General features: G+C 67.2%; 15 protein-coding genes. 7 read left to right on the forward strand and 8 right to left on the reverse strand.

Annotation, left to right across the window (positions count from 1 at the left end; all coding sequences use genetic code 11):
• Positions 1-52: 52 nt before the first annotated feature.
• From lldA to ACTJJX_RS19685, 6 genes are all read right to left on the reverse strand, one after another.
• Positions 53-1,204 (reverse strand): L-lactate dehydrogenase LldA, encoded by a 1,152-nt coding sequence (lldA, locus tag ACTJJX_RS19660; protein ID WP_003104946.1) that lies wholly within the window; start codon positions 1,202-1,204, stop codon positions 53-55.
• A 96-nt stretch (positions 1,205-1,300) separates the two neighbouring features.
• Positions 1,301-2,221 (reverse strand): LysR substrate-binding domain-containing protein, encoded by a 921-nt coding sequence (locus ACTJJX_RS19665; RefSeq protein WP_003124571.1) that lies wholly within the window; start codon positions 2,219-2,221, stop codon positions 1,301-1,303.
• A 41-nt stretch (positions 2,222-2,262) separates the two neighbouring features.
• Entirely contained in the window at positions 2,263-2,586 is a 324-nt protein-coding gene (locus ACTJJX_RS19670) for a transcriptional repressor (protein ID WP_003089535.1), read from the reverse strand.
• Between the two features lie 180 nt (positions 2,587-2,766).
• Positions 2,767-5,055, reverse strand: a complete 2,289-nt coding sequence (pvdQ, locus tag ACTJJX_RS19675) for a bifunctional acylase PvdQ (RefSeq protein ID WP_016852871.1) — start codon at positions 5,053-5,055, stop codon at positions 2,767-2,769.
• Positions 5,056-5,177: 122 nt separating this feature from the next.
• On the reverse strand, positions 5,178-6,509 hold the full coding sequence (locus ACTJJX_RS19680) for a lysine N(6)-hydroxylase/L-ornithine N(5)-oxygenase family protein (RefSeq protein ID WP_016852870.1): 1,332 nt from the start codon (positions 6,507-6,509) through the stop codon (positions 5,178-5,180).
• A 116-nt stretch (positions 6,510-6,625) separates the two neighbouring features.
• Entirely contained in the window at positions 6,626-7,105 is a 480-nt protein-coding gene (locus tag ACTJJX_RS19685; protein WP_003122684.1) for a sigma-70 family RNA polymerase sigma factor, read from the reverse strand.
• A 160-nt stretch (positions 7,106-7,265) separates the two neighbouring features.
• Here ACTJJX_RS19685 and ACTJJX_RS19690 point away from each other — a divergent pair, with 160 nt between their 5' ends.
• The 4 genes from ACTJJX_RS19690 (at position 7,266) to ompQ (ending at position 12,958) form a co-directional block, all read left to right on the forward strand.
• Positions 7,266-8,261: a FecR family protein gene (locus tag ACTJJX_RS19690; protein WP_003144014.1), complete on the forward strand. Its 996-nt coding sequence runs from the start codon at positions 7,266-7,268 to the stop codon at positions 8,259-8,261.
• Positions 8,262-8,361: 100 nt separating this feature from the next.
• Positions 8,362-9,537: a pyoverdine export/recycling transporter periplasmic adaptor subunit PvdR gene (pvdR, locus tag ACTJJX_RS19695; RefSeq protein ID WP_003089547.1), complete on the forward strand. Its 1,176-nt coding sequence runs from the start codon at positions 8,362-8,364 to the stop codon at positions 9,535-9,537.
• Positions 9,537-11,528, forward strand: a complete 1,992-nt coding sequence (pvdT, locus tag ACTJJX_RS19700) for a pyoverdine export/recycling transporter ATP-binding/permease subunit PvdT (RefSeq protein WP_003131508.1) — start codon at positions 9,537-9,539, stop codon at positions 11,526-11,528. Before pvdR ends, pvdT begins: the two co-directional genes overlap by 1 nt.
• 5 nt (positions 11,529-11,533) lie before the next feature.
• Complete coding sequence (gene ompQ / locus ACTJJX_RS19705) at positions 11,534-12,958, forward strand: pyoverdine export/recycling transporter outer membrane subunit OmpQ (RefSeq protein ID WP_004343750.1); 1,425 nt, start codon at positions 11,534-11,536, stop codon at positions 12,956-12,958.
• A gap of 48 nt (positions 12,959-13,006) precedes the next feature.
• On the opposite strand, the gene pvdP is transcribed toward ompQ, so the two are convergent.
• Positions 13,007-14,653 (reverse strand): pyoverdine maturation tyrosinase PvdP, encoded by a 1,647-nt coding sequence (pvdP, locus tag ACTJJX_RS19710; protein ID WP_003163333.1) that lies wholly within the window; start codon positions 14,651-14,653, stop codon positions 13,007-13,009.
• A 213-nt stretch (positions 14,654-14,866) separates the two neighbouring features.
• On the opposite strand from pvdP, the gene pvdM reads away from it, so the two are divergent.
• The 3 genes from pvdM to pvdO are packed head-to-tail and all read left to right on the forward strand — an operon-like array spanning position 14,867 to position 18,402.
• Positions 14,867-16,213, forward strand: coding sequence for a pyoverdine-tailoring dipeptidase-like protein PvdM (gene pvdM, locus ACTJJX_RS19715; protein WP_003450962.1), 1,347 nt, complete (start codon positions 14,867-14,869; stop codon positions 16,211-16,213).
• Positions 16,214-16,235: 22 nt separating this feature from the next.
• A complete protein-coding gene (gene pvdN / locus ACTJJX_RS19720; protein WP_003114503.1) occupies positions 16,236-17,519 on the forward strand; it encodes a pyoverdine-tailoring periplasmic protein PvdN in 1,284 nt (427 codons plus the stop codon).
• Between the two features lie 28 nt (positions 17,520-17,547).
• Positions 17,548-18,402, forward strand: a complete 855-nt coding sequence (gene pvdO, locus ACTJJX_RS19725) for a dihydropyoverdine dehydrogenase (RefSeq protein WP_003110606.1) — start codon at positions 17,548-17,550, stop codon at positions 18,400-18,402.
• 67 nt (positions 18,403-18,469) lie between these two features.
• Here the strand turns inward: pvdO and ACTJJX_RS19730 are convergent, their stop codons facing one another.
• Entirely contained in the window at positions 18,470-19,297 is an 828-nt protein-coding gene (locus tag ACTJJX_RS19730; RefSeq protein ID WP_003144003.1) for a pyoverdine synthetase F, read from the reverse strand.
• Positions 19,298-19,565 lie beyond the last annotated feature (268 nt).

The raw sequence follows: 19,565 nt of genomic DNA on the forward strand, positions 1-19,565 counted from the left end.
GCCGCGCGGCTTGCGCTCTTCCCTTCCCTTCCCTTCCATTCGCTGTTCGCGGCTATCGCGGATAGCTTCCCGGCAACAGGATGTCCCGGCCGACCTCGCGGATGTCGGTATGGCCGCAGAAGGCCATGGTCAGGTCCAGCTCGCGGGCTATGATCTCCAGCGCCCGCGTCACTCCGGCCTGCCCCAGCGCGCCCAGCCCGTAGAGATAGGGACGGCCGATCATGGTCCCGCGCGCACCGAGGGCGATGGCCTTGAGCACGTCCTGCCCGGAACGGATGCCGCTGTCGAGCCAGACCTCGATGCGCTCGCCCACCGCCTCGACGATCGCCGGCAGCGCGCTGATGGTCGAGGGCGCGCCGTCCAGTTGGCGTCCGCCATGGTTGCTGACGACCAGCGCATCGGCGCCGGAGTCGGCGGCCAACCGCGCATCCTCGGCATCGAGAATGCCCTTGAGTACCAGCTTGCCGCCCCAGCGCCGCTTGATCCATTCGACGTCGCCCCAGTTCAGCCGCGGGTCGAACTGGCGGGCGGTCCACTCGGACAGTGAGCCCATGTCGTCGACGCCCTTGACGTGCCCGACGATGTTGCCGAAACCGCGACGCCGGGTGCCGAGCATGCCCAGCGCCCAGCGCGGCTTGGTGGCGATGTTCAGCAGGTTGGCCAGGGTCGGCCGCGGCGGCGCCGAGAGACCGTTCTTCAGGTCCTTGTGGCGCTGGCCGATGATCTGCAGGTCGAGGGTCAGCACCAGCGCGTCACAGCCGGCGGCCTTGGCACGGTCGATCAGGCGTTCGATGAAATCGCGGTCGCGCATCACGTAGAGCTGGAACCAGAACGGCTGGCCGACTTCCGTGGCGATGTCCTCCAGGGAACAGATGCTCATGGTCGACAGGGTGTAGCGCACGCCGAACTCGGCGGCGGCGCGGGCGGCGAGGATCTCGCCGTCGGCATGCTGCATGCCGGCCAGCCCGGTGGGCGCGATGGCCACCGGCATGGCCATCTCCTGGCCGAGCATGCGAGTGCGCAGCGAGCGGTTCTCGATATTCCGCGCGACCCGCTGGCGCAGCTTGATCGCGGCGAAGTCGTCCTGGTTGGCGCGGTAGGTGCCTTCGCTCCAGGAACCGGAGTCGGCGTAGTCGTAGAACATCCGCGGCACGCGCTTGCGCGCCAGGCGGCGCAGGTCTTCGATATCGGTGATGACGCTCATGCAGTCCACTCCTTCGGGGGTGGCTGGATGGTAGAGCGCGACGTACCGCCGCAGGCGGAATAATTGTCGGCATCGGCGGAAGGAAATTCCGCCGTTTCAGTCGTCCGCCGCCGGAAGGAATTCCCTGCCCTGGGCCACCGCCTCGCGGCAGATCGCCGCCAGCCAGGCGGCGAAACGCTGGCTGGCCGGCGAGGCCTGGTGGCTGCGCAGGTGGTAATGGTGGGTGGGCGCCGAACGCAGCGGGAACAGCACCACCAGCCGCCCCTCGGCAAGCCAGGCGCGCGCCAGCGAGGGTCGCGCGAGGGCCACGCCCTGGCCGTTGGCGGCGGCTTCCAGGGTCATGCCCAAATCGAGCAGGCGCGGCCCGGCGCAGGGCTCCGGCCAGTCCAGCCCGGCCACGCGGAACCACGGCTGCCAGGGCTCCAGCGGCGAGCGCAGCAACGGCAGGCCGGCGAGCATGGCTGGCGTCCAGGGCCGCGGCAGGCCGAGCAGCAGCCCCGGCGCGGCCATCGGTAGCACGCGCTCCTCCAGCAGCCGCTCACCGGCCGCCACGCCATGGCTGTCGCCGCGCACCTCGACATCGGCCAGCGGCAGGTCCTGGCCGTCCGAAGGACTCGACAGGAGAATCTCCAGCTCGATTTCCGGACAGGCCTCGGCGAAGGACGCCAGGCGCGGAATCAGGATCTGCCGGGCGAAGGTCGGCGGCGTGCGCAGGGTCAGCCGCTGCTGGCGCTGGACCTGGCGACGATGCAGCGGAACCGCCGCGAGCTGGGCGAGGATCGGCGCGATCTGTTCGAGGTACTCGCGGCCGTGGGAGGTCAGCGCCAGCGAGCGGCCGTCGCGCTGCAACAGGCTCACCCCGAGCATCCCCTCGAGACCGGAAACCCGCTTGCTGGCGGCGCTGCCGGTGATCGACAGGAGTTCGGCGGCGCGCTCGAAGGTACCCAGCCGGGCAGCCGCTTCGAACGCCTGCAACGCTTCGATGGAAGGAAAACGGAAATCGTCGGGATTGAGCATGGGGCAGACTTTACCCGCTGCCCGAGATCAGGGATACCGCGTCAGAGCCGCTGCTCGTTGGCCGCGGCGCGGCGCTCGGGCGCCGCGGAACCGGCGGCACCGCCCCAGGAAGCCTTGCCGGGACTGTAGACATCCTGTTCGTCGAGGGTCACCAGGCCGCTTTCCACCAGGCGCCCGAGGACCTGGCGGATGCTCACCAGGGACAGCGGCGTACCGGTTTCGGAGAGACGCCGGTGCAGGGTGCGGATCGGCACCCGGCCCTGCTCCCCCGAGGCTTCCCAGAGCGCATCGATCACTTTCAGCCGGGCCAGGCTCATCTTCAGGCCGGCCTCCTTCAACATCTGTTTGACGGGCGAATGGGTCATCGTGACGCTCCTTTCGTGGACGAGTGGGTAGCGGGTCCCCGCCGAAGCCGAGCATCCCTGCTCGCTGCCTGCACGTGTTCCCTGGAACCGGGCGGCTGTGGGCCGCCTCTATGGTTAAAGACGAACGAGCGCGGAAAAACCGTCAGTTTTTTTCCCATCAGATCTGATAGGCATTGCTTATCATTCGCGAATGCTTAGCCGTTGTAGTTGCGGGTCGGCGTCGATCTGCCTGTCGCTGAACGGCAAGGTCTGCCATTGCTGGCGGGAAAACAGCTCGGTCTGGTCGCGGTAGTGCGGCGAGCGCGGATCGCTGGACTGGGAGAAAGCCAGCAACCCGCGAGCCTTGGGCCCTTCCTTGGGGAAGGTCACCAGCTGGATGTAGCTGGTACCGCCGACCACCTCCAGGTGGTCGCCCTTGCGGACGCTCTGGATCGCGTTGTAGACCCCGAAATGGCCATCGCCGCCGGGAATCGCGATGCGTTCCTGGCCACGGGTGCTCACTTGCAGGTCGCCCCAGCGCGCGCCGTCGGGAATCCCGCTCTTCTCCACCTCCGCCGCCGCGTCCGCCAGCGCCTGGCGCACCTGGGTCGCCACCTGCGGCCGATCGAGGGCGATGCCTTGCGGCGTATCCAGGGGACGCTGCGCATCGAACGGCTCCTTCCACGCGCCGTCGAGTTCGGCGAAGCGTTGCATGAAGCGCTGGAAGTAGACGAAGCCGCTGCCGCTGTCGAGGTTGGCGCCACGGTCCCACTGCGCCAGGGCCGCGCAGGCACGGGCAAGGGAATTCTCGCCCTGGTTGTCGCGGCACAGGCGGAGCAGGTCCGGCAGCACCTGGTCGGCGCTGAAGACATGGTTGGCGGTGACCATCTCCTCGAGCGTCTTCGCCTCCAGCGGCTGCTTGCCCTGTAGCCGGCTCAGGGCGTAGCGCGCCCGCGGACCGATGGGCTTCTCCTGGCTGACCAGGGGCGAGAAGCCCTGCAGCGGGCTCGCCGGGTTGGTCAGCCAGGCGCTGTCGTTGGAGTTCTGCACGAAGTCCCTGCGCAACAGCACCGGCAGTTGCGCCGCCGGGGTGATGCCAGCCTGGGCCGCGGCCGGGTCGCGACTCCAGGCACAGCGGCTGTCCTGCCCCTGGAGGGCCGGCAGGCCTTCGGCGACCAGTTGCGGAATGGCGCAGGCGGGAATCAGTTCCGGCTTCAGGTAGGGCACCACCGACTGGTTCATGTACAGGGCGTTGCCCTGCTCGTCCGCGGCCAGGGTGTTGACCCAGGGGATCCCCTGTAGCGCCTCGACGCGCCGGCGCAGGTCGGCGACGTCGCTGGCCTGGTTGATCGAGTACCACTGTTGCAGTACCCGGGTGTTCTCCAGGTTGGCGTCACGCAGCGCATAGGCCTCGCTGCGGTTCCAGTCCAGCTTGCCGGGCCAGACCACCAGCGGGCCGTAGATCGACTGGTAGACCTTGTGCTCGACGCGCGACAGCTTGCCGTCGGCGCCGCGTACCTCGATCGCGACGGACTTCTCCTCCAGCGGCAGCGAACGACCGTCGACCAGGTAGCGCCGCGGGTCCTTCGGGTCCAGCGCCAGGCGATACAGGGTGAAGTGGCTGGAGGTATCCACCGTGTGGGTCCAGGCCAGGTGGCGGCTGAAGCCGATGTTGACCACCGGCAGGCCGGGCAGCGAGGCCCCCATCACGTCGAGCCGGCCGGGAATGGTCAGGTGCATCTGGTAGAAACGCATCGCGCCGTTCCAGGGGAAGTGCGGGTTGGCCAGGAGCATGCCCTTGCCGTCCGCCGAACGTTCGCTGCCAACGGCAATGGCGTTGCTGCCGCGCTCCAGGCGGAAGCGCTGGCGCCGCTGCTCGGCGACCTGGAACGCCTGCTCGCCGCTCAGGGCGACCTTCTCCGTGCCGGGCGGCACGGCGGCCACCAGCGCGTCGGCGAACTGGCCGACCCCGCCTTCGACCAGCAGGCGCCGGGTCAGGCGCAGCAGGTCATCGGTCGCGATGGCCCGCAGCCAGGGCTGGCCAAGGCAACTGGTGGTCTTGCCGTCGGCCTCGCGGAGGAAGCGGTTGAAACCGGCGGCGTAGCCTTCGAGCAACTGGCGTACCGCGGGCGTCTGCGCCTGCCAGAAGGCTTGCAGCGCCTCGGGTTGGTTGAGCCAGGCGTAGAAGATGTCGGACGGCAGGTTGTCCAGCTCGGCCGACGACTTGCCCTCGCTGCCGAAATAGCGCGCCCGCTCGCCGCGCGCGGTGACGATCTCCTCGGCCAGCAGGCAGGCGTTGTCGCGCGCATAGGCGTAGCCGATGCCGTAGCCCAGGCCGCGCTCATCCTTGGCCCGGATGTGCGGCACGCCATAGGCGGTCCAGCGGATGTCCGCGGCCAGCCCGGTCGGCCGCGGCATATCGGCCTGGACCGGCATCATCGAACCCAACAGCATGCCGGCCAGGCCGGTCAGTACGGTACGCATCCCCATCGATGTCGTTTCTCTGCAAAGTGGTGGCCGGAACGGCCGGGACATGCAACGAAAACGCCCTGCGTGCCGGGCATCCCCTGGCGGGGAAACGGGCAACACAGGGCGTGGCGGCGTGGCGCCGATCAGCTGGCCAGGGCGTGCTCGTGCAGGGCGCGGGCCGCAGTGCCGGGCTTCAGGTGCTGGTACAGGGAGCCGGAGATTTCCTCGGCACGTACCGGCAGCACCGACAGCAGGGTGTCGCTGAGGCCGTGGCTGGCCTGGCAGAAGCCCTGCATGTAGATCGACGCCTGGCAACGCTGGTCGGTGATCAGACGATAGTTGCGGTCGACCTCGAAGTCCCCGAGGTAGTCGGCCATCGGCTCCAGCAGTTGACGATGCAACTGCCGCTCATAACCGGTGGCGAGGATTACCAGGTCGTAGCGCTGCACGCTCAGTTCGCCATTGGCGGTATTACGCAGCGCCAGCTCGATACCCTCGGCGCCTGCCGTGGCCTTCTCAACCGAGCGCAGGCTACGGAAGGCGTGGCGCGGGACTCCGGAAACCTTCTGGCGATAGAAGATGCCGTAAATACGCTCGATCAGGTCGATATCCACCACTGAATAGTTGGTGTTGTGGTACTCGCGCACCAGGCGCTCACGCTCCGCGCCTTCCTGGTTGTAGATCAGGTCGGTGAACTCGGGCGCGAATACTTCGTTGACGAACGGACTGTCGTCCGCCGGCTTCAGCGCCGAACCGCGCAGGATCAGGTCGACCTGTACCGATGGATAGCTGTCGTTGAGATCGATGAAGGCTTCGGCGGCACTCTGTCCGCCGCCGATGATCGCGACTTTCATCGGCTGGCCGTTGACACAGGGCTGCTTGAGCATGCGTTCCAGATACTGCGAATGGTGGAAGACCCTGCCATCGTCCTTCAGGTGGCGGAACGCCAGGGGAATTCGCGGCGTACCGCCGGCGCTGACCACCACCGAGCGAGTGGTCCGCACAAACTCCTCGCCTTCGGCGTTGCGCGAAGTCACCCGCAGCGCCTCGACCTTGCGCTCGACCAGCATCGGCTCGACCGACAGCACTTCCTCGCCGTAACGGCTCTGCTCGGCGAAGTGGCCGGCGACCCAGCGCAGATAGTCGTTGAACTCCATGCGGCAGGGGTAGAAGGTGCCCAGGTTGATGAAGTCCACCAGGCGCCCATGTTTGTGCAGGTAGTTGACGAAGGAATAGGGACTGGTTGGATTGCGCAGGGATACCAGGTCCTTGAGGAAGGAAATCTGCAACTCGCTCTGGCTGACCAGGGTATTGCCGTGCCAGCGATAGTCGGCCTGTTTGTCGAGGAACAGGACTTGCAGTTCCCCCTGGGTCCTCGCGCGTTCCTCAAGGGCGATCGCCAGGGCGATGTTCGAGGGGCCGAAGCCGATACCGATAAGGTCGTGAACGACGGCGGTTGCTGTAGCCTGGGTCATTTCCAGTGTCCTCTGGATAGGCTCCCGAAACCGGGGAGCGATAGGTCAAGAGCGGCCCGTAAGGGCGTCTGTTGACTAGGAACGAGGACCGGGAAACGAAATTTAACCGCGCTGGATCAACTGGACTCCCAGGCTTGCATGCGCAGGCGGCAGTGCCTCATCGCATTGACGATGTGCTTTTCCACGAGACTGCGGGAGATATTCAGGTGCGCCGCTATCTCGTTGTGGGAAAGACCTTCCAGCTTGCGCAGGAGGAAGGACTCGCGGCACAGCGGCGGCAGTTCGTTCAGCGCCAGGGTCAAGAGGTCGAGGCGCTGGCGCTGGTCCTCGAGTACCTGGGGGGAAGGCTCGGACATACCCTCCTCCTCGTCGAGGACGTGCAAGGGCTCGGCCTTGCGCACCCGGCTGCGGCGATGCTCGTCGACCGCGAGATTGAGCGCCGTCCGGTACAGGAACGCCCGCGGATGCTCGATTCGCGCTTGACTGGAGCGTTCCAGCACGCGCAAATACGCGTCGTGAGCAACGTCGGCCGCCGCCTGTCGGTCTCCGAGCCTGGCGCTGAGAAAGCGCAACAGCTCCCGATAATGGTTTTCCAAGACAACTCCTGCTCGCTACCGCGTGAGCGCTATCCTTGACAGAATGGGAAACCCCACAGGCGATGTTGGCAGCCTGAAATCATTAAATTTATAATAATTCTCATCCAGCTTTAAAGCCTTGCCATCGAACAGAGACGACAGGGCGCAAACGGAACCCTCGATGAAGACACCCCTCCCCGCCGACAGCGACACCTTGGTCCAGGACGCCGCACACTGGTGCATGCGCCTGCATGCCGAGGACTGTAGCGAGGAAGAGCGTGCCGAGTTCCGTCGCTGGCTGGCGAGCGATCCGAGGCACGCCGACGAATACGCAGCAATGGAAGAAATCTGGCAACTCAGCGAATTGCTGCCCCGCCGCTCCGACACCCCGGCGGCCGCCCCGGCCTGGCCGCGCCCGCGTACTACCCGCAGGCGCCACTGGAGAAACCAGGCGCGAGCTGCCGCGCTCGCTCTGTTCCTGCTCCCCGCCTCGGCCTACCTGGGCTGGTTGCAGGGCTGGATTCCCTCCAGCTATCAACGCTACACGGCGCAGGACAATATCCGCCACGTCACCCTCCCCGACGGCAGCGAGGTAGAACTGGATCTCAAGACCCACCTCAGCTTCGCCAACTTCAGGGACATCCGCCGCGTCGTACTGGACAACGGCGAGGCCTATTTCCATGTCACCCACGATACGGCCCACCCCTTCGTGGTCAGGGCCGGCAAGGGTTCGATCACCGTCACCGGGACCCGCTTCAACGTCTGGAAGTACCAGGACAACGTCGTCGTCACCGTGACCGAAGGCTCGGTGAAGGTCCGCAGCGAAGGCTCGGGCAACGACAGCAGCCTGACCCCGGGCATGCAGGCCAGCTACTACCCCGGGCTGCTGCAACCGCTGGTCGAGGCGGTCGATACCCGTCAGGCACTGGCCTGGCGCGAAGGCCGCCTGATTCTCGACGACCTGCCGCTGGCTCAGGCCCTACCGCTGATCAACCGCTACCTGGAGCATCCGCTGGTCCTCACCGACAAGACCAGCGCCGAACTGCGCATCGGCGGCATCTACAGCACCCGCGAGATACGCAACCTGGTGGAGGCCCTGCCGAAGGTCCTGCCGGTGGATCTCGAGCACCGCGACGACGGCAGCATCCGCATCAGCAGCCGTTACGCCCAGCTCTGAACCCAGGTTAAATTTAGCCGCCCTGGCCTCGTATATCTGGCAGTGCCCAGCCTGCCGATCCAGCGGCGGCGGTCTCTCCACGCACCGGCCGGATTCCCGAATGAGACGAACCCGTAGTACTCGTCGCGCACTGCTCGTCGCAGTCTGCCTCAGCCCCCTGATCGCCCTGGCCGCCTGGCAGGCCTATCCGTTCCGCAGCAACAGCTTCGACACCGTGAGCGTCAGCCGCGGCAGCATCGAGAGCAGCGTCTCGGCGCTCGGCACCCTGCAACCGCGGCGCTACGTCGACGTCGGCGCCCAGGCCTCCGGGCAGATCCGCAAGTTGCACGTCGAGGCCGGGGACGATGTGACGGAAGGCCAGTTGCTGGTCGAGATCGACCCCTCCACCCAGCAGGCCAAGGTCGATGCCGGCCGCTATTCGATCGAGATGCTCAAGGCCCAGCTGGCCGAGCAACGTGCCCAGTACACCCTCGCCCGCCAGCAGTACCAGCGCCAGCAGCGGCTGGCCGCCGGCGGCGCGACGCGTACCGAGGACGTGCAGAGCGCCCAGGCGCAGATGCTCGCCACCCAGGCACGGATCGAGATGTACCAGGCGCAGATCCGCCAGGCCCAGGCCTCGTTGCGCAGCGACGAAGCCGAACTCGGCTATACCCGCATCTACGCGCCGATGTCCGGCACGGTGGTGGCGGTCGATGCGCGCGAAGGCCAGACCCTCAATGCCCAGCAGCAGACCCCGTTGATCCTGAGGATCGCCAAATTGTCGCCGATGACCGTCTGGGCCCAGGTTTCGGAAGCCGACATCGGCCGGGTCAAGCCCGGCATGCCGGCCTACTTCACGACCCTCAGCGGCGAAGGCCGGCGCTGGACCGGCAAGGTCCGGCAGATCCTCCCGGTGCCACCCAAGCCGCTGGACCAGAGCAACCAGGGCGGCGGCAGCCCCACCAGCGGCAGCGGCGGGCAGAGTGGCAGCGGCCGGGTGGTGCTGTATACCGTGCTGGTCGACGTGGACAACGGCGACCACCAACTGATGGCGGAAATGACCGCCCAGGTGTTCTTCGTCGCCGCCACCGCGGAAAACATCCTCACCGCGCCGGTCGCCGCCATTCACGACGACGGCAAGGGCGGCCAGGTCGCCTGGGTGGTCGGCAGCAACGGCAAGCCGCAGAGCCGCCAGATCAGGACCGGCATCAGCGACCGCCTGCGGGTACAGGTGCTTGCCGGCCTGGAGGAAGGCGACCGCCTGTTGATGGCCGCTCCCGACGGCAGCGACAGCTGATGGAAAACGCCACGCAACCCGTCCCCCTGATCGAACTGCGCGACATCCGCAAGCGCTACGGCGGCAATGGCACTCCGGAAGTCGAGGTACTCAAGGGCGTATCGCTGTCGATCCACGCCGGCGAGTTCGTCGCCATCGTCGGCGCCTCCGGCTCCGGCAAGTCGACCCTGATGAACATCCTCGGCTGCCTCGACCGGCCCAGCTCCGGCAGCTACCACTTCGCCGGCCACGACGTCGCCGAACTGGACAGCGACGAGCAGGCCTGGCTGCGCCGCGAGGCATTCGGCTTCGTGTTCCAGGGCTATCACCTGATCCCCTCCGCCTCGGCCCAGGAAAACGTCGAGATGCCGGCGATCTACGCCGGCACCCCGGCGAGCGAGCGGCACACCCGCGCGCGGGCCCTGCTCGAGCGCCTGGGCCTGGCAGAGCGCACTGCCAACCGTCCGCACCAGTTGTCCGGCGGCCAGCAGCAGCGGGTATCGATCGCCCGCGCGCTGATGAACGGCGGCCATATCATCCTCGCCGACGAACCCACCGGCGCCCTCGACAGCCACAGCGGCGCGGAAGTCATGGCGCTGCTCGACGAGCTGGCCAGCCAGGGCCACGTGGTGATCCTGATCACCCACGACCGCGACGTCGCCGCCCGCGCCAAGCGCATCATCGAGGTGCGTGACGGCGAGATCGTCAGCGACAGCGCCAACGACGAGCGCCCGGCGCACCCGAGCGCCGGCGTCGAGCGCCACCTGCAGGCCGACGATCTCAGCCAGCGCCTCGCCGAGGGCAGCAGCGAACCCTCGGGGGCCTGGCGCGCCGAACTGCTGGAGGCGGTGCGCGCCGCCTGGCGGGTGATGTGGATCAATCGGTTCCGCACCGCGCTGACCCTGCTCGGGATCATCATCGGCGTCGCCTCGGTGGTGGTCATGCTCGCCGTCGGCGAGGGCAGCAAGCGCCAGGTGATGGCGCAGATGGGCGCGTTCGGCTCGAACATCATCTATCTCAGCGGCTACTCGCCGAACCCGCGCGCGCCGATGGGCATCGTCAGCAGCGACGACGTCGCCGCCATCGCCACCCTGCCCCAGGTGAAGAAGGTCATGCCGGTGAACGGCGGCGAGCTGGTGGTGCGCTACGGCAACATCGACTACCACGCCTACGTCGGCGGCAACAACACCGACTTCCCGGAAATCCTCAACTGGCCGGTGGCCGAGGGCAGCTACTTCACCGAGCGCGACGAAGACGCCGCCACCACGGTCGCGGTGATCGGCTACAAGGTGCGCAAGAAGCTGTTCGGCAGCGCCAACCCGATCGGCCGCTACATCCTCATCGAGAACGTGCCGTTCCAGGTCATCGGCGTGCTCGCCGAGAAAGGCTCCAGCTCCGGCGACAAGGATGCCGACAACCGCATCGCCATCCCCTACTCCGCTGCCAGCATCCGCCTGTTCGGCACGCGCAACCCCGAGTACGTGATCATCGCCGCCGCCGACGCCCAGCGCGTGCACCAGGCCGAACGCGCCATCGACCAGTTGATGCTGCGCCTGCACCGCGGCCAGCGCGACTACGAGCTGACCAACAACGCGGCGATGATCCAGGCCGAGGCGAAGACCCAGAACACCCTGTCGCTGATGCTCGGCTCGATCGCCGCGATCTCCCTGCTGGTAGGCGGGATCGGCGTGATGAACATCATGCTCATGACCGTGCGCGAACGCACCCGCGAGATCGGCATCCGCATGGCCACTGGCGCCCGCCAGGGCGATATCCTCCGCCAGTTCCTCACCGAAGCGGCGATGCTCTCGGTGGTCGGCGGCCTGGCCGGGATCGCCCTGGCCCTGTGCATCGGCGGCGTGCTGCTGCTCGGCCAGGTCGCGGTGGCCTTTTCCCTGTCGGCCATCGTCGGCGCCTTCAGTTGCGCGCTGGTCACCGGCCTGGTGTTCGGCTTCATGCCGGCGCGCAAGGCCGCCCAACTGGACCCGGTGGCCGCCCTGGCCAGCCAATGACGGACATGTCCATGAAGAATCTCTCCCTGATTTCCGCCTGCCTGCTGCTCGGCGCCTGCGGCAGCACGCCGGCGCCCCTCGACAGCGGCCTGGCCGCGCCCCCTCAGTGGCGCTACCTGGCGGCCGGGCGCAGCGATGCCAGCGACATCCGCCAGTGGTGGAAAGCCTTCGGCGCGCCGGAACTGGACAGCCTGCTGCAACGCGCCCTGCTGAACAGCCAGGACCTCGGCGCGGCGGTGGCCCGCGTGCGCCAGGCCCAGGCCTCGGCGGTGATCGCCGGCGCGCCGTTGCTGCCGGAGCTGAATGCGACGCTCGGCGCCAGCCGGCAGAAACTCCTGCGCGACTCGGGCTACAGCGGTACCGACGCGACCTCCGACAACGATGCCGTCGACTCCTTCTCCGCCGGCCTCAGCGCCAGCTACGAAGTGGACTTCTGGGGCGGTCGCCGGGCTGCCTACCGCAGTGCCCTGGAAAGCCTCAAGTCCAGCGAGTACGACCGCGCAACGGTAGAGCTGACCCTGCTCTCCGGCGTCGCCAACAGCTACCTGCAGGTATTGGCGCTGCGCGAACAGCAGCGCATCGCCAGGCTCAACCTGGACAACGCCGAGCACGTCCTGCGCCTGGTGGAGACCCGCCATGCCGCGGGCTCGGCCACCGCCTTGGAGGTCGCCCAGCAGAGCAGCCTGGTCGCCAGCCAGCGCAAGCAGCTGCCGCTGCTCGAGCAGCAGGCCCATGAGGCGCTGATTACCCTGGCCACCCTGATCGGCGAGCCGGTGCAGGCGCTACAGGTGGCCGAGCGGCCTTTCGACAGCCTGCGCTGGCCGGAGACCGGAGCGGGCCTGCCGAGCGAACTGCTCAGCCGCCGTCCCGATATCGCCAACGCCGAAGCGCAACTGGCCGCGGCCCAGGCCGACGTGCAGGTGGCGCGCGCGGCGCTGTTCCCCAAGCTGACCCTGAGCGCCTCGCTGTCGTCCGGCGCCAACCGCGCCGCCGACACTTTCCGCAACCCCTATTACAACCTGGGCGCCAACCTGCTCGCCCCGATCTTCAACCACGGCCGCCTGCGCGCCGAGCGCGACCGCAGCCTGGCGCGCCAGGAAGAACTGCTGGAAACCTACCGCAAGGCGATCCTCACCGCCTTTGCCGACACCGAACGCTCGCTGAACAGCATCGACGGCCTCGACCGCCAGCTGCACTGGCAGCAGCAGGAGCTGGAGCAGGCGCAGCGCGCCTTCGATCTCTCCGACAGCCGCTACCAGGCCGGCGCGGAAACCCTGCTGACGGTCCTCGAAACGCAACGCACGCTGTACGCGGCGCAGGATGCCGCCGTGCAACTGCGACTGGCCCGCCTGCAGGCCTCGGTCGGCCTGTACAAGGCCCTCGGCGGCGGCTGGCAGAGCGACCGCCAGGGTCTCGCGCGGAAAGACTGAGGCCCGCGTTGCGCGGGCCTCCTCCATCCTTACTCGCTCTTTCGCCGTTCAGCGCCTGAGCTGGTCGCGCGCCAGCTTCAGGTTGCGCGCGTACCAGGGCCGCCGCGGCGCACGCTTGAGCCAGCCGCTCAACTGGTCTTCTTCGCTGAAGATGATGCGCAAAGCCAGCTTCATGGTTTCCACGTCCAGCTCCACCGAGTTGCTGCTCGCCTGGACATCCGAGAGCCCGCATCCATGGGTCGCCGGGCCCAGCCAGGGATCGCCGACCTCGACCCATCGACCGGGCGCGAACCATTGGATGCCCTCCACTTCGCGGCGCTGCACTTCGCCAGGATGGAAACGCTCGTGGGCGCGATACCAGTCCTCGATGCGGTCGTCGATCCAGCCGTGGAACGACCAGAACACCGGATTCACATGGGAGGAAAACGGGTCGCCGAGGAAGTCGTTCTCCGGGCGGAACCAGCGCGGGGAAAAGTCCGATGGTACCCGGTCGCTCATCACCGGCGCGCCGTTGGAAGGATCGCGAGTCACCGAAGCCCAGCGCATATGCAGCCAGTCGTGCATGCCCAGCTCCATCTCCGAGCCGAACTGACCGAGCGTCAGTTTCGCCAGGTATTCCGGGTCCTGGTATTGCGACTCCCAGACCAGGAAATTGGCGTGATAGCCCTCGGCGCTTTTCAGCCCACGCAGCCACTCGGTGTATTCGTCGTCGTCCACCGCGACCCAGGCCGGCGGGACGGAACAGCCGTCAGGGTTGTCGAAGTAGCGCAGGAAGCCGACCCGGTCGTGGGCCAGCGGTACGCCCGGCAGCGGCAGGCGCCGCCAGGACGGCAGGTCCTGCATCGAGCGCGCGGTATGCAGCATGTGCCGGTGCATGAAGAAGAAGTCGATACCGGAAGCATTGCGGTCCTTGTGACGACCACGGGCGTCACGCTCGCGGTCCAGTGGGCCAGGCTGCCAGCCGACGCCGCGCAGGGCGTTGCGCTGCTTCTCGGAAAGTCGATGCCACTTGTCCCGCGAGGCATGCCAGAGCTGGTGGAAGAGGCGATGCTGCGGCGAGATCAGCCAGGCGAGCAAGCGTTCGTTGAGGCCGATGCGCTCGCGAGCCAGCGGAAACGGGCGCTTGACCGCCACGAAGCGGAAATCCTCCTGCGCTTGCAGTGGCGAGCGCACGAGGCGCTCGATGCGACCGCTGAGGGTGCCGTCGCCGGCATTGGCCAGATTGTCCCAGACCTCGTCGAAGACCGCCGAGCAATCGTAGCTCGGGGTCATCGAGGCGGTGTTGCCGTCCACCAGGCGCCAGCGGATGCGCGCGGAGCGCGCACCGACCAGGTCGCCAAGCAGGCGGAAGCGCGGTTCCTGCGGCCCTCTCAGGCGCTCCGGAGTATCCAGGTATCCGATCAGGCCCAGCCCCCTGGGCGCCACGTCGAGCACCAGCTCCAACCCCTCCAGCGGTAACCCCGGCAGGCCGGCGTCGGCGCCGAGCAGGCGCAGGTCCCAGATACCGCGCAGGCGGTCGCCCAGGCGCATGGCCTCGGTGGCGGCCAGGTCCAGCGTCGCTTCGCCGGGCGTGGCCGGGTGCTCCTCGTCTTCGCGCAGGCGGGCCAGATGACGATGTGTGTAGTAAGCCACCGGCAGGGCAGCCGCTCCGGTGAGCGCCAAACCCGCCATGAATCCGCGTCGAGAAACCGTCATCGTCCTACCTGTTCAGCCATGAAGCTCGCTTTATCCAGCTAGAACGTTCCGTCCATCGGCAAATTTACCGGAGCCGGCGTCGCTGGCGGCACCCGGCGAATTCGTCGGCCCGCTAAATTTTCCGTCCCTGCCCTCGTCCCACCCTGACAGGTGCCCCGCTCTGCAATGCGGAACGACCGGCGTCCACCGATTTCGAACCTGACTGGGACGGCAATGACTAGAACTCGCAAAAGAACGGCGCTTTACCTCGGCCTGCCACTGTTCATCGTCCTGCTGGCCGCCGGCGGCTGGCTGGCCTGGACCCAGTGGCTGGGCAGCGCCGGCTACCCGCGCAAGGTCATGCAACACGCAGAGGAGTTGCACGAGCGCATCCTCTCCTTCGACAGCCGGATCACTGTGCCGCTGGACTTCGGCACCACCGGCAACGAGGTGGACAAGGACGGACCGGGCCAGTTGGATCTGGTCAAGGCCGGCCGCGGACGCCTGTCCGGCGCTGCCCTGGCGATCTTCGGCTGGCCGGAGATGTGGAACGGCCCGAACGCGCCGCACAAGCCGACCCCCGGTTTCGTCGACGAAGCCCGCCACCAGCAGGAAATTCGTTACAAGATTCTCACCGGCATGGTCCGCGACTTTCCCAACCAGGTCGGCATCGCCTACTCCCCCGAGGACTTCCGCCGCCTGGCCATGGAAGGCAAGTTCGCCATCGTCATGAGCATGCTCAACGCCTACCCGCTGGGCGACGACCTGTCCCAACTGGACAAATGGGCCGCCCGCGGCGTGCGCATGTTCGGCTTCAGCTACGTCGGCAACAACGACTGGGCCGACTCCTCGCGCCCGCTGCCCTTCTTCAATGACTCGCCCGACGCCCTAGGCGGCCTCTCCCCGCTAGGCAAGCAGGCGGTCGAACGGCTCAACGATCTCGGGGTGATCATCGATGTCTCGCAGATGTCGACCAAGGCCCTGGAACAGGTTGCCGCCCTCAGCCGCGCGCCCATCGTCGCCTCGCACTCCGCGCCGCGTGCCCTGGTGGACATCAAGCGCAACCTCAGCGACCACGAGATGCAACTGATCAAGGACAGTGGCGGCGTGATCCAGGTGGTCGGCTTCCCCGCCTACCTGCGTCCGCTGAGCAAACCGACCCTGGACAAGCTCGACGCCCTGCGCGCGCGCTTCGACCTGCCGCCCCTGGAAGGCCTGGACTATGCCCTGATGCCGGGCGATCCGATCATCACCATCTGGCCGGAACAACGCTTCGGTGAATACGCCAGCGCCCTCTACGGCATCCTGGAGGAGGAGCCCAAGGCCGGCCTCAAGGAACTGGTGGACGCCATCGACTACACGGTGAAGAAGGTCGGCATCGACCACGTGGGCATCAGCTCGGACTTCAACGACGGTGGCGGCGTGGACGGCTGGAAGGATGTCAGCGAAATCCGCAACGTCACCGCCGAACTGATCACCCGCGGTTATTCCGATGCCGACATCGCCAAGCTCTGGGGAGGCAACTTCCTGCGCGCCTGGGGCGAAGTGCAAAAACGCGCCAAGCCGACAGCTACCCCCTGACCACGCCGCAACGGACCTCCCGATGAACGACCGTCGTACCTTTCTCAAGCAGGCCGGCATTCTCGCCGCCGGCCTGCCGCTGCTTTCCGCTGCCCAGTCGCTCCGCGCCGAAGGCGTACCGAGCGACGCCGGCAATAAATGGAAAGCGCTGCGCCAGCAATTCGATCTCGACCCGCAGTATCTGCACTTCGCCAACTTCCTCCTCACCTCCCACCCTCGGCCGGTGCGGGAGGCCATCGAGCGCCTGCGGGTCCGCTTCGACCGCAACCCGGGCGAAGCGGTGGACTGGCATCGCGAGGAAATCTGGAAATACGAGGACGAGGCTCGCGCCTGGGCAGGTCGCTACTTCGCCGTGCAACCTGGCCAGGTGGCGCTCACCGGCAGCACCACCGACGGCCTGGCGGCGATCTACGGCGGCCTGCTGGTGCAGCCGGGCAAGGAGATCCTGACCTCCTCCCACGAGCACTACTCCACCTACACCACCCTGGAATACCGGCACAAGCGCATGGGTACCCAGGTCCGCGAGTTCCCGCTGTTCAAGGACCCGCACCGGGTTTCCGCCGACGAGATCCTGTCCAGCATCGCCGCTCAGATCCGCCCGCAGACCCGGGTGCTGGGCATGACCTGGGTGCAGTCGGGCAGCGGCGTGAAGCTGCCGATCCGCGAGATCGGCAAGCTGGTGCGCGAACTCAACCAGAAGCGCGACGAACAGGACCGGATCATCTACGTGGTCGACGGCGTGCATGGTTTCGGCGTGGAAGACGTCAGCTTCGCCGACTTCGACTGCGACTACTTCATCGCCGGCACCCACAAGTGGCTGTTCGGTCCGCGTGGCACCGGGGTCATCATCGCCCGCTCGGAACAGCTCCAGGAGCACCTGGTGCCGAGCATCCCGACCTTCTCCCGCGCCGACAACTTCGGCACCCTGATGACCCCTGGCGGCTACCACGCCTTCGAACATCGCCTGGCCCTGGGCACGGCCTTCGAGCTGCACCTGCAGTTGGGCAAGGCCGAGGTCCAGGCGCGTATCCACCAGCTCAACGCCTACCTCAAGCAGCGCCTGGGCGAGCATCCCAAGGTCCGCCTGGTCACGCCGACCAGCCCCGAGCTGTCTTCGGGCTTCACCTTCTTCCGCGTCGAAGGCCGCGATTGCGAGGCGGTCGCCAAACACCTGATGGCGCACCGGGTAATCAGCGACGCCGTGGATCGCGATGTCGGCCCGGTGGTGCGCCTGGCGCCGAGCCTGCTGAACGACGAGGCGGAGATCGACCGGGTGCTGGAAATCCTCGCCCCGCAACTCGCCTGACCCCTTTCGCCACTCAACGAGAACCGCCATGCACGCATTATCGCCCCTGGCCCTGGCCGCACTGATCGTCGCCACCGCCCCCGCCTTCGCCGACGAAGCGAAGAAACCCGGCACGGTGTTCAAGGATTGCAAGGACTGCCCGGAGATGGTCGTACTGCCCGCCGGCAGCTTCACCATGGGCACCCCGGACGACGAGGTCGGCCGCCAGCCCGACGAGGGCCCGCTGCACGACGTGACCTTCGCCAAGCCGTTCGCCATCAGCCGCTACCAGGTCACCGCCGGCGAACTGGACGCCTACCTGAAAGCCACCGGCGTCAAGCTGGCCGACGGCGATACCCGCCCCGGCCGCGAATGCATCGCCGGCAAGCCGCGCTACCAGCAAGGCCCTCGCCAGCCGGCGGTGTGCGTCGACTACAACGACGTGAAGAACTACGCCGCCTGGCTGTCGAAGAAGACCGGCAAGCACTACCGCATGCTCAGCGAGGCCGAGCGCGAGTACGGCGCCCGCGCCGGCAGCGCCGGCCCCTTCCCCTTCCCGTTCGACGAAGGCAAGGAATACAGCATCGCCAAGCACGCCAACACCTACGGCGCCAGCGATGGCTACAACTTCACCTCGCCGGTGGGCAGCTTCCCGCCCAACGCCTTCGGCGTCTACGACATGCACGGCAACGTCTACGAGTGGGTCGCCGACTGCTGGCACGACCACTACAACGGCGCGCCGAGCGACGGCAGCGCGTGGATGGAGGACAAGTGCGAGCTGGTGCAGATCCGCGGCAACGACTGGGGCGAGCCGCCGATCTTCTCGCGCTCGGGCAACCGCAACAATGCCTACCCCGACGCCCGTGGCGACTGGATAGGTTTCCGCGTGGCCCGCGAACTCTGAGGCGGACGAAGAAAGGCCGGAGCGACGCGGGTCGCTCCGGCCTTTGCGCATCCGCGACCAGGCGTTTTCAGTCCTTCTCGGCCAGCAGAGCCAGGCCTTCGTGCAAGGCCGGGAACAGACTGTCGTTGAAGTTGTTCCAACGCAGCTCGAGGATGGTGTCGTCGGGAGATATCTTCGTTTTCAGCACGTCGTGGAAGACCTCGCCGGAATCGATGCCGTTGTCCACGTAGTGGAACGAGGCGCCGGTCAGGTACAAGGGTTCGACCGGTACGCTTTCCATCGTCGCCCAGTCGACGATCTTCTCACCCCGCGCACCATGCAATGCATCCAGGGTCGCCCAGGCGCCGCGCCGTTGGTAGGGCGAGTCGGCGCGCGTGACCCCGGGATGGATATTCATGATCCGTCGGGCGAATGGCGCCCCGGGCCGCACCAGCTCATCGAGGATGACCAGCAGGCCGTCGAGGACGACGACCTCGGCGCGCAGCTCGACCAGCGTCTCGTACAGGCGTCGTTCGAAGTCGCGCTTGCCGGCCACATGCTCCGCGCTCCCGCGCGGGTGGCGACGGTAGGTGGAAGGCACGTTCAGCAGCAGATCGTTCATGCGCCGCCCCTGTACCTCCAGTTCCGCCGGGTAGAACCACTGCTGTCCAGGCCGGTAGGCGAATCCGTAGTCCTCGATCTTCCGCTGGTCGCGGGGCAGCTCCGGGTCGTCGTCGTAGATCACCCCGACCAATTCGTAGGCGTCCCCCAGCGCCGTCCGGTTCAGCGATTCGGCGAGAAACTCCAGCGGGGACTTCATGTAGCGCAGCTCGCCCTTGTAGGCCACCTGTTGTCCGGCCTTGTCGGCGGCGGCGTTTCTCAGGGACCAGATATAGGCTAATTTCCTTTTCGTCATCTCGTCTTTCTCAGGGAATGGGTCGGACTTGAGCGCGTGCTCCGGCACAGTGTTGGACTCGACAAGGGCTTCCCGGGGAACCCGCTCGAGCGTCGCTCTCACTTAAACGCAACGAACGGCCGGCCGCCGAATTTATCGTCCCCTGCGCTTTTGCCGGACGCCTCGGCGAAGCAGCGCCACAGGCTAAATTTCCCCTCCCCGGCCTCGTCTTCAGGGCAGGCGCGAGCGTGCGCCACTCCGCCATTCGCCTCTCTGCCCTTGCGTCCAG

Source organism: Pseudomonas sp. 22490, from assembly GCF_052044465.1.
In the GTDB taxonomy this organism is placed as follows: Bacteria; Pseudomonadota; Gammaproteobacteria; order Pseudomonadales; family Pseudomonadaceae; genus Pseudomonas; species Pseudomonas aeruginosa.

What these genes read in the sequence shown, in the direction of transcription:
- lldA (WP_003104946.1), bottom strand. Translation starts at nt 1,204, where the DNA reads ATGAGCGTCATCACCGATATCGAAGACCTGCGCCGCCTGGCGCGCAAG.
- ACTJJX_RS19665 (WP_003124571.1), bottom strand. Translation starts at nt 2,221, where the DNA reads ATGCTCAATCCCGACGATTTCCGTTTTCCTTCCATCGAAGCGTTGCAG.
- ACTJJX_RS19670 (WP_003089535.1), bottom strand. Translation starts at nt 2,586, where the DNA reads ATGACCCATTCGCCCGTCAAACAGATGTTGAAGGAGGCCGGCCTGAAG.
- pvdQ (WP_016852871.1), bottom strand. Translation starts at nt 5,055, where the DNA reads ATGGGGATGCGTACCGTACTGACCGGCCTGGCCGGCATGCTGTTGGGT.
- ACTJJX_RS19680 (WP_016852870.1), bottom strand. Translation starts at nt 6,509, where the DNA reads ATGACCCAGGCTACAGCAACCGCCGTCGTTCACGACCTTATCGGTATC.
- ACTJJX_RS19690 (WP_003144014.1), top strand. Translation starts at nt 7,266, where the DNA reads ATGAAGACACCCCTCCCCGCCGACAGCGACACCTTGGTCCAGGACGCC.
- pvdR (WP_003089547.1), top strand. Translation starts at nt 8,362, where the DNA reads ATGAGACGAACCCGTAGTACTCGTCGCGCACTGCTCGTCGCAGTCTGC.
- pvdT (WP_003131508.1), top strand. Translation starts at nt 9,537, where the DNA reads ATGGAAAACGCCACGCAACCCGTCCCCCTGATCGAACTGCGCGACATC.
- ompQ (WP_004343750.1), top strand. Translation starts at nt 11,534, where the DNA reads ATGTCCATGAAGAATCTCTCCCTGATTTCCGCCTGCCTGCTGCTCGGC.
- pvdP (WP_003163333.1), bottom strand. Translation starts at nt 14,653, where the DNA reads ATGACGGTTTCTCGACGCGGATTCATGGCGGGTTTGGCGCTCACCGGA.
- pvdM (WP_003450962.1), top strand. Translation starts at nt 14,867, where the DNA reads ATGACTAGAACTCGCAAAAGAACGGCGCTTTACCTCGGCCTGCCACTG.
- pvdN (WP_003114503.1), top strand. Translation starts at nt 16,236, where the DNA reads ATGAACGACCGTCGTACCTTTCTCAAGCAGGCCGGCATTCTCGCCGCC.
- pvdO (WP_003110606.1), top strand. Translation starts at nt 17,548, where the DNA reads ATGCACGCATTATCGCCCCTGGCCCTGGCCGCACTGATCGTCGCCACC.
- ACTJJX_RS19730 (WP_003144003.1), bottom strand. Translation starts at nt 19,297, where the DNA reads ATGACGAAAAGGAAATTAGCCTATATCTGGTCCCTGAGAAACGCCGCC.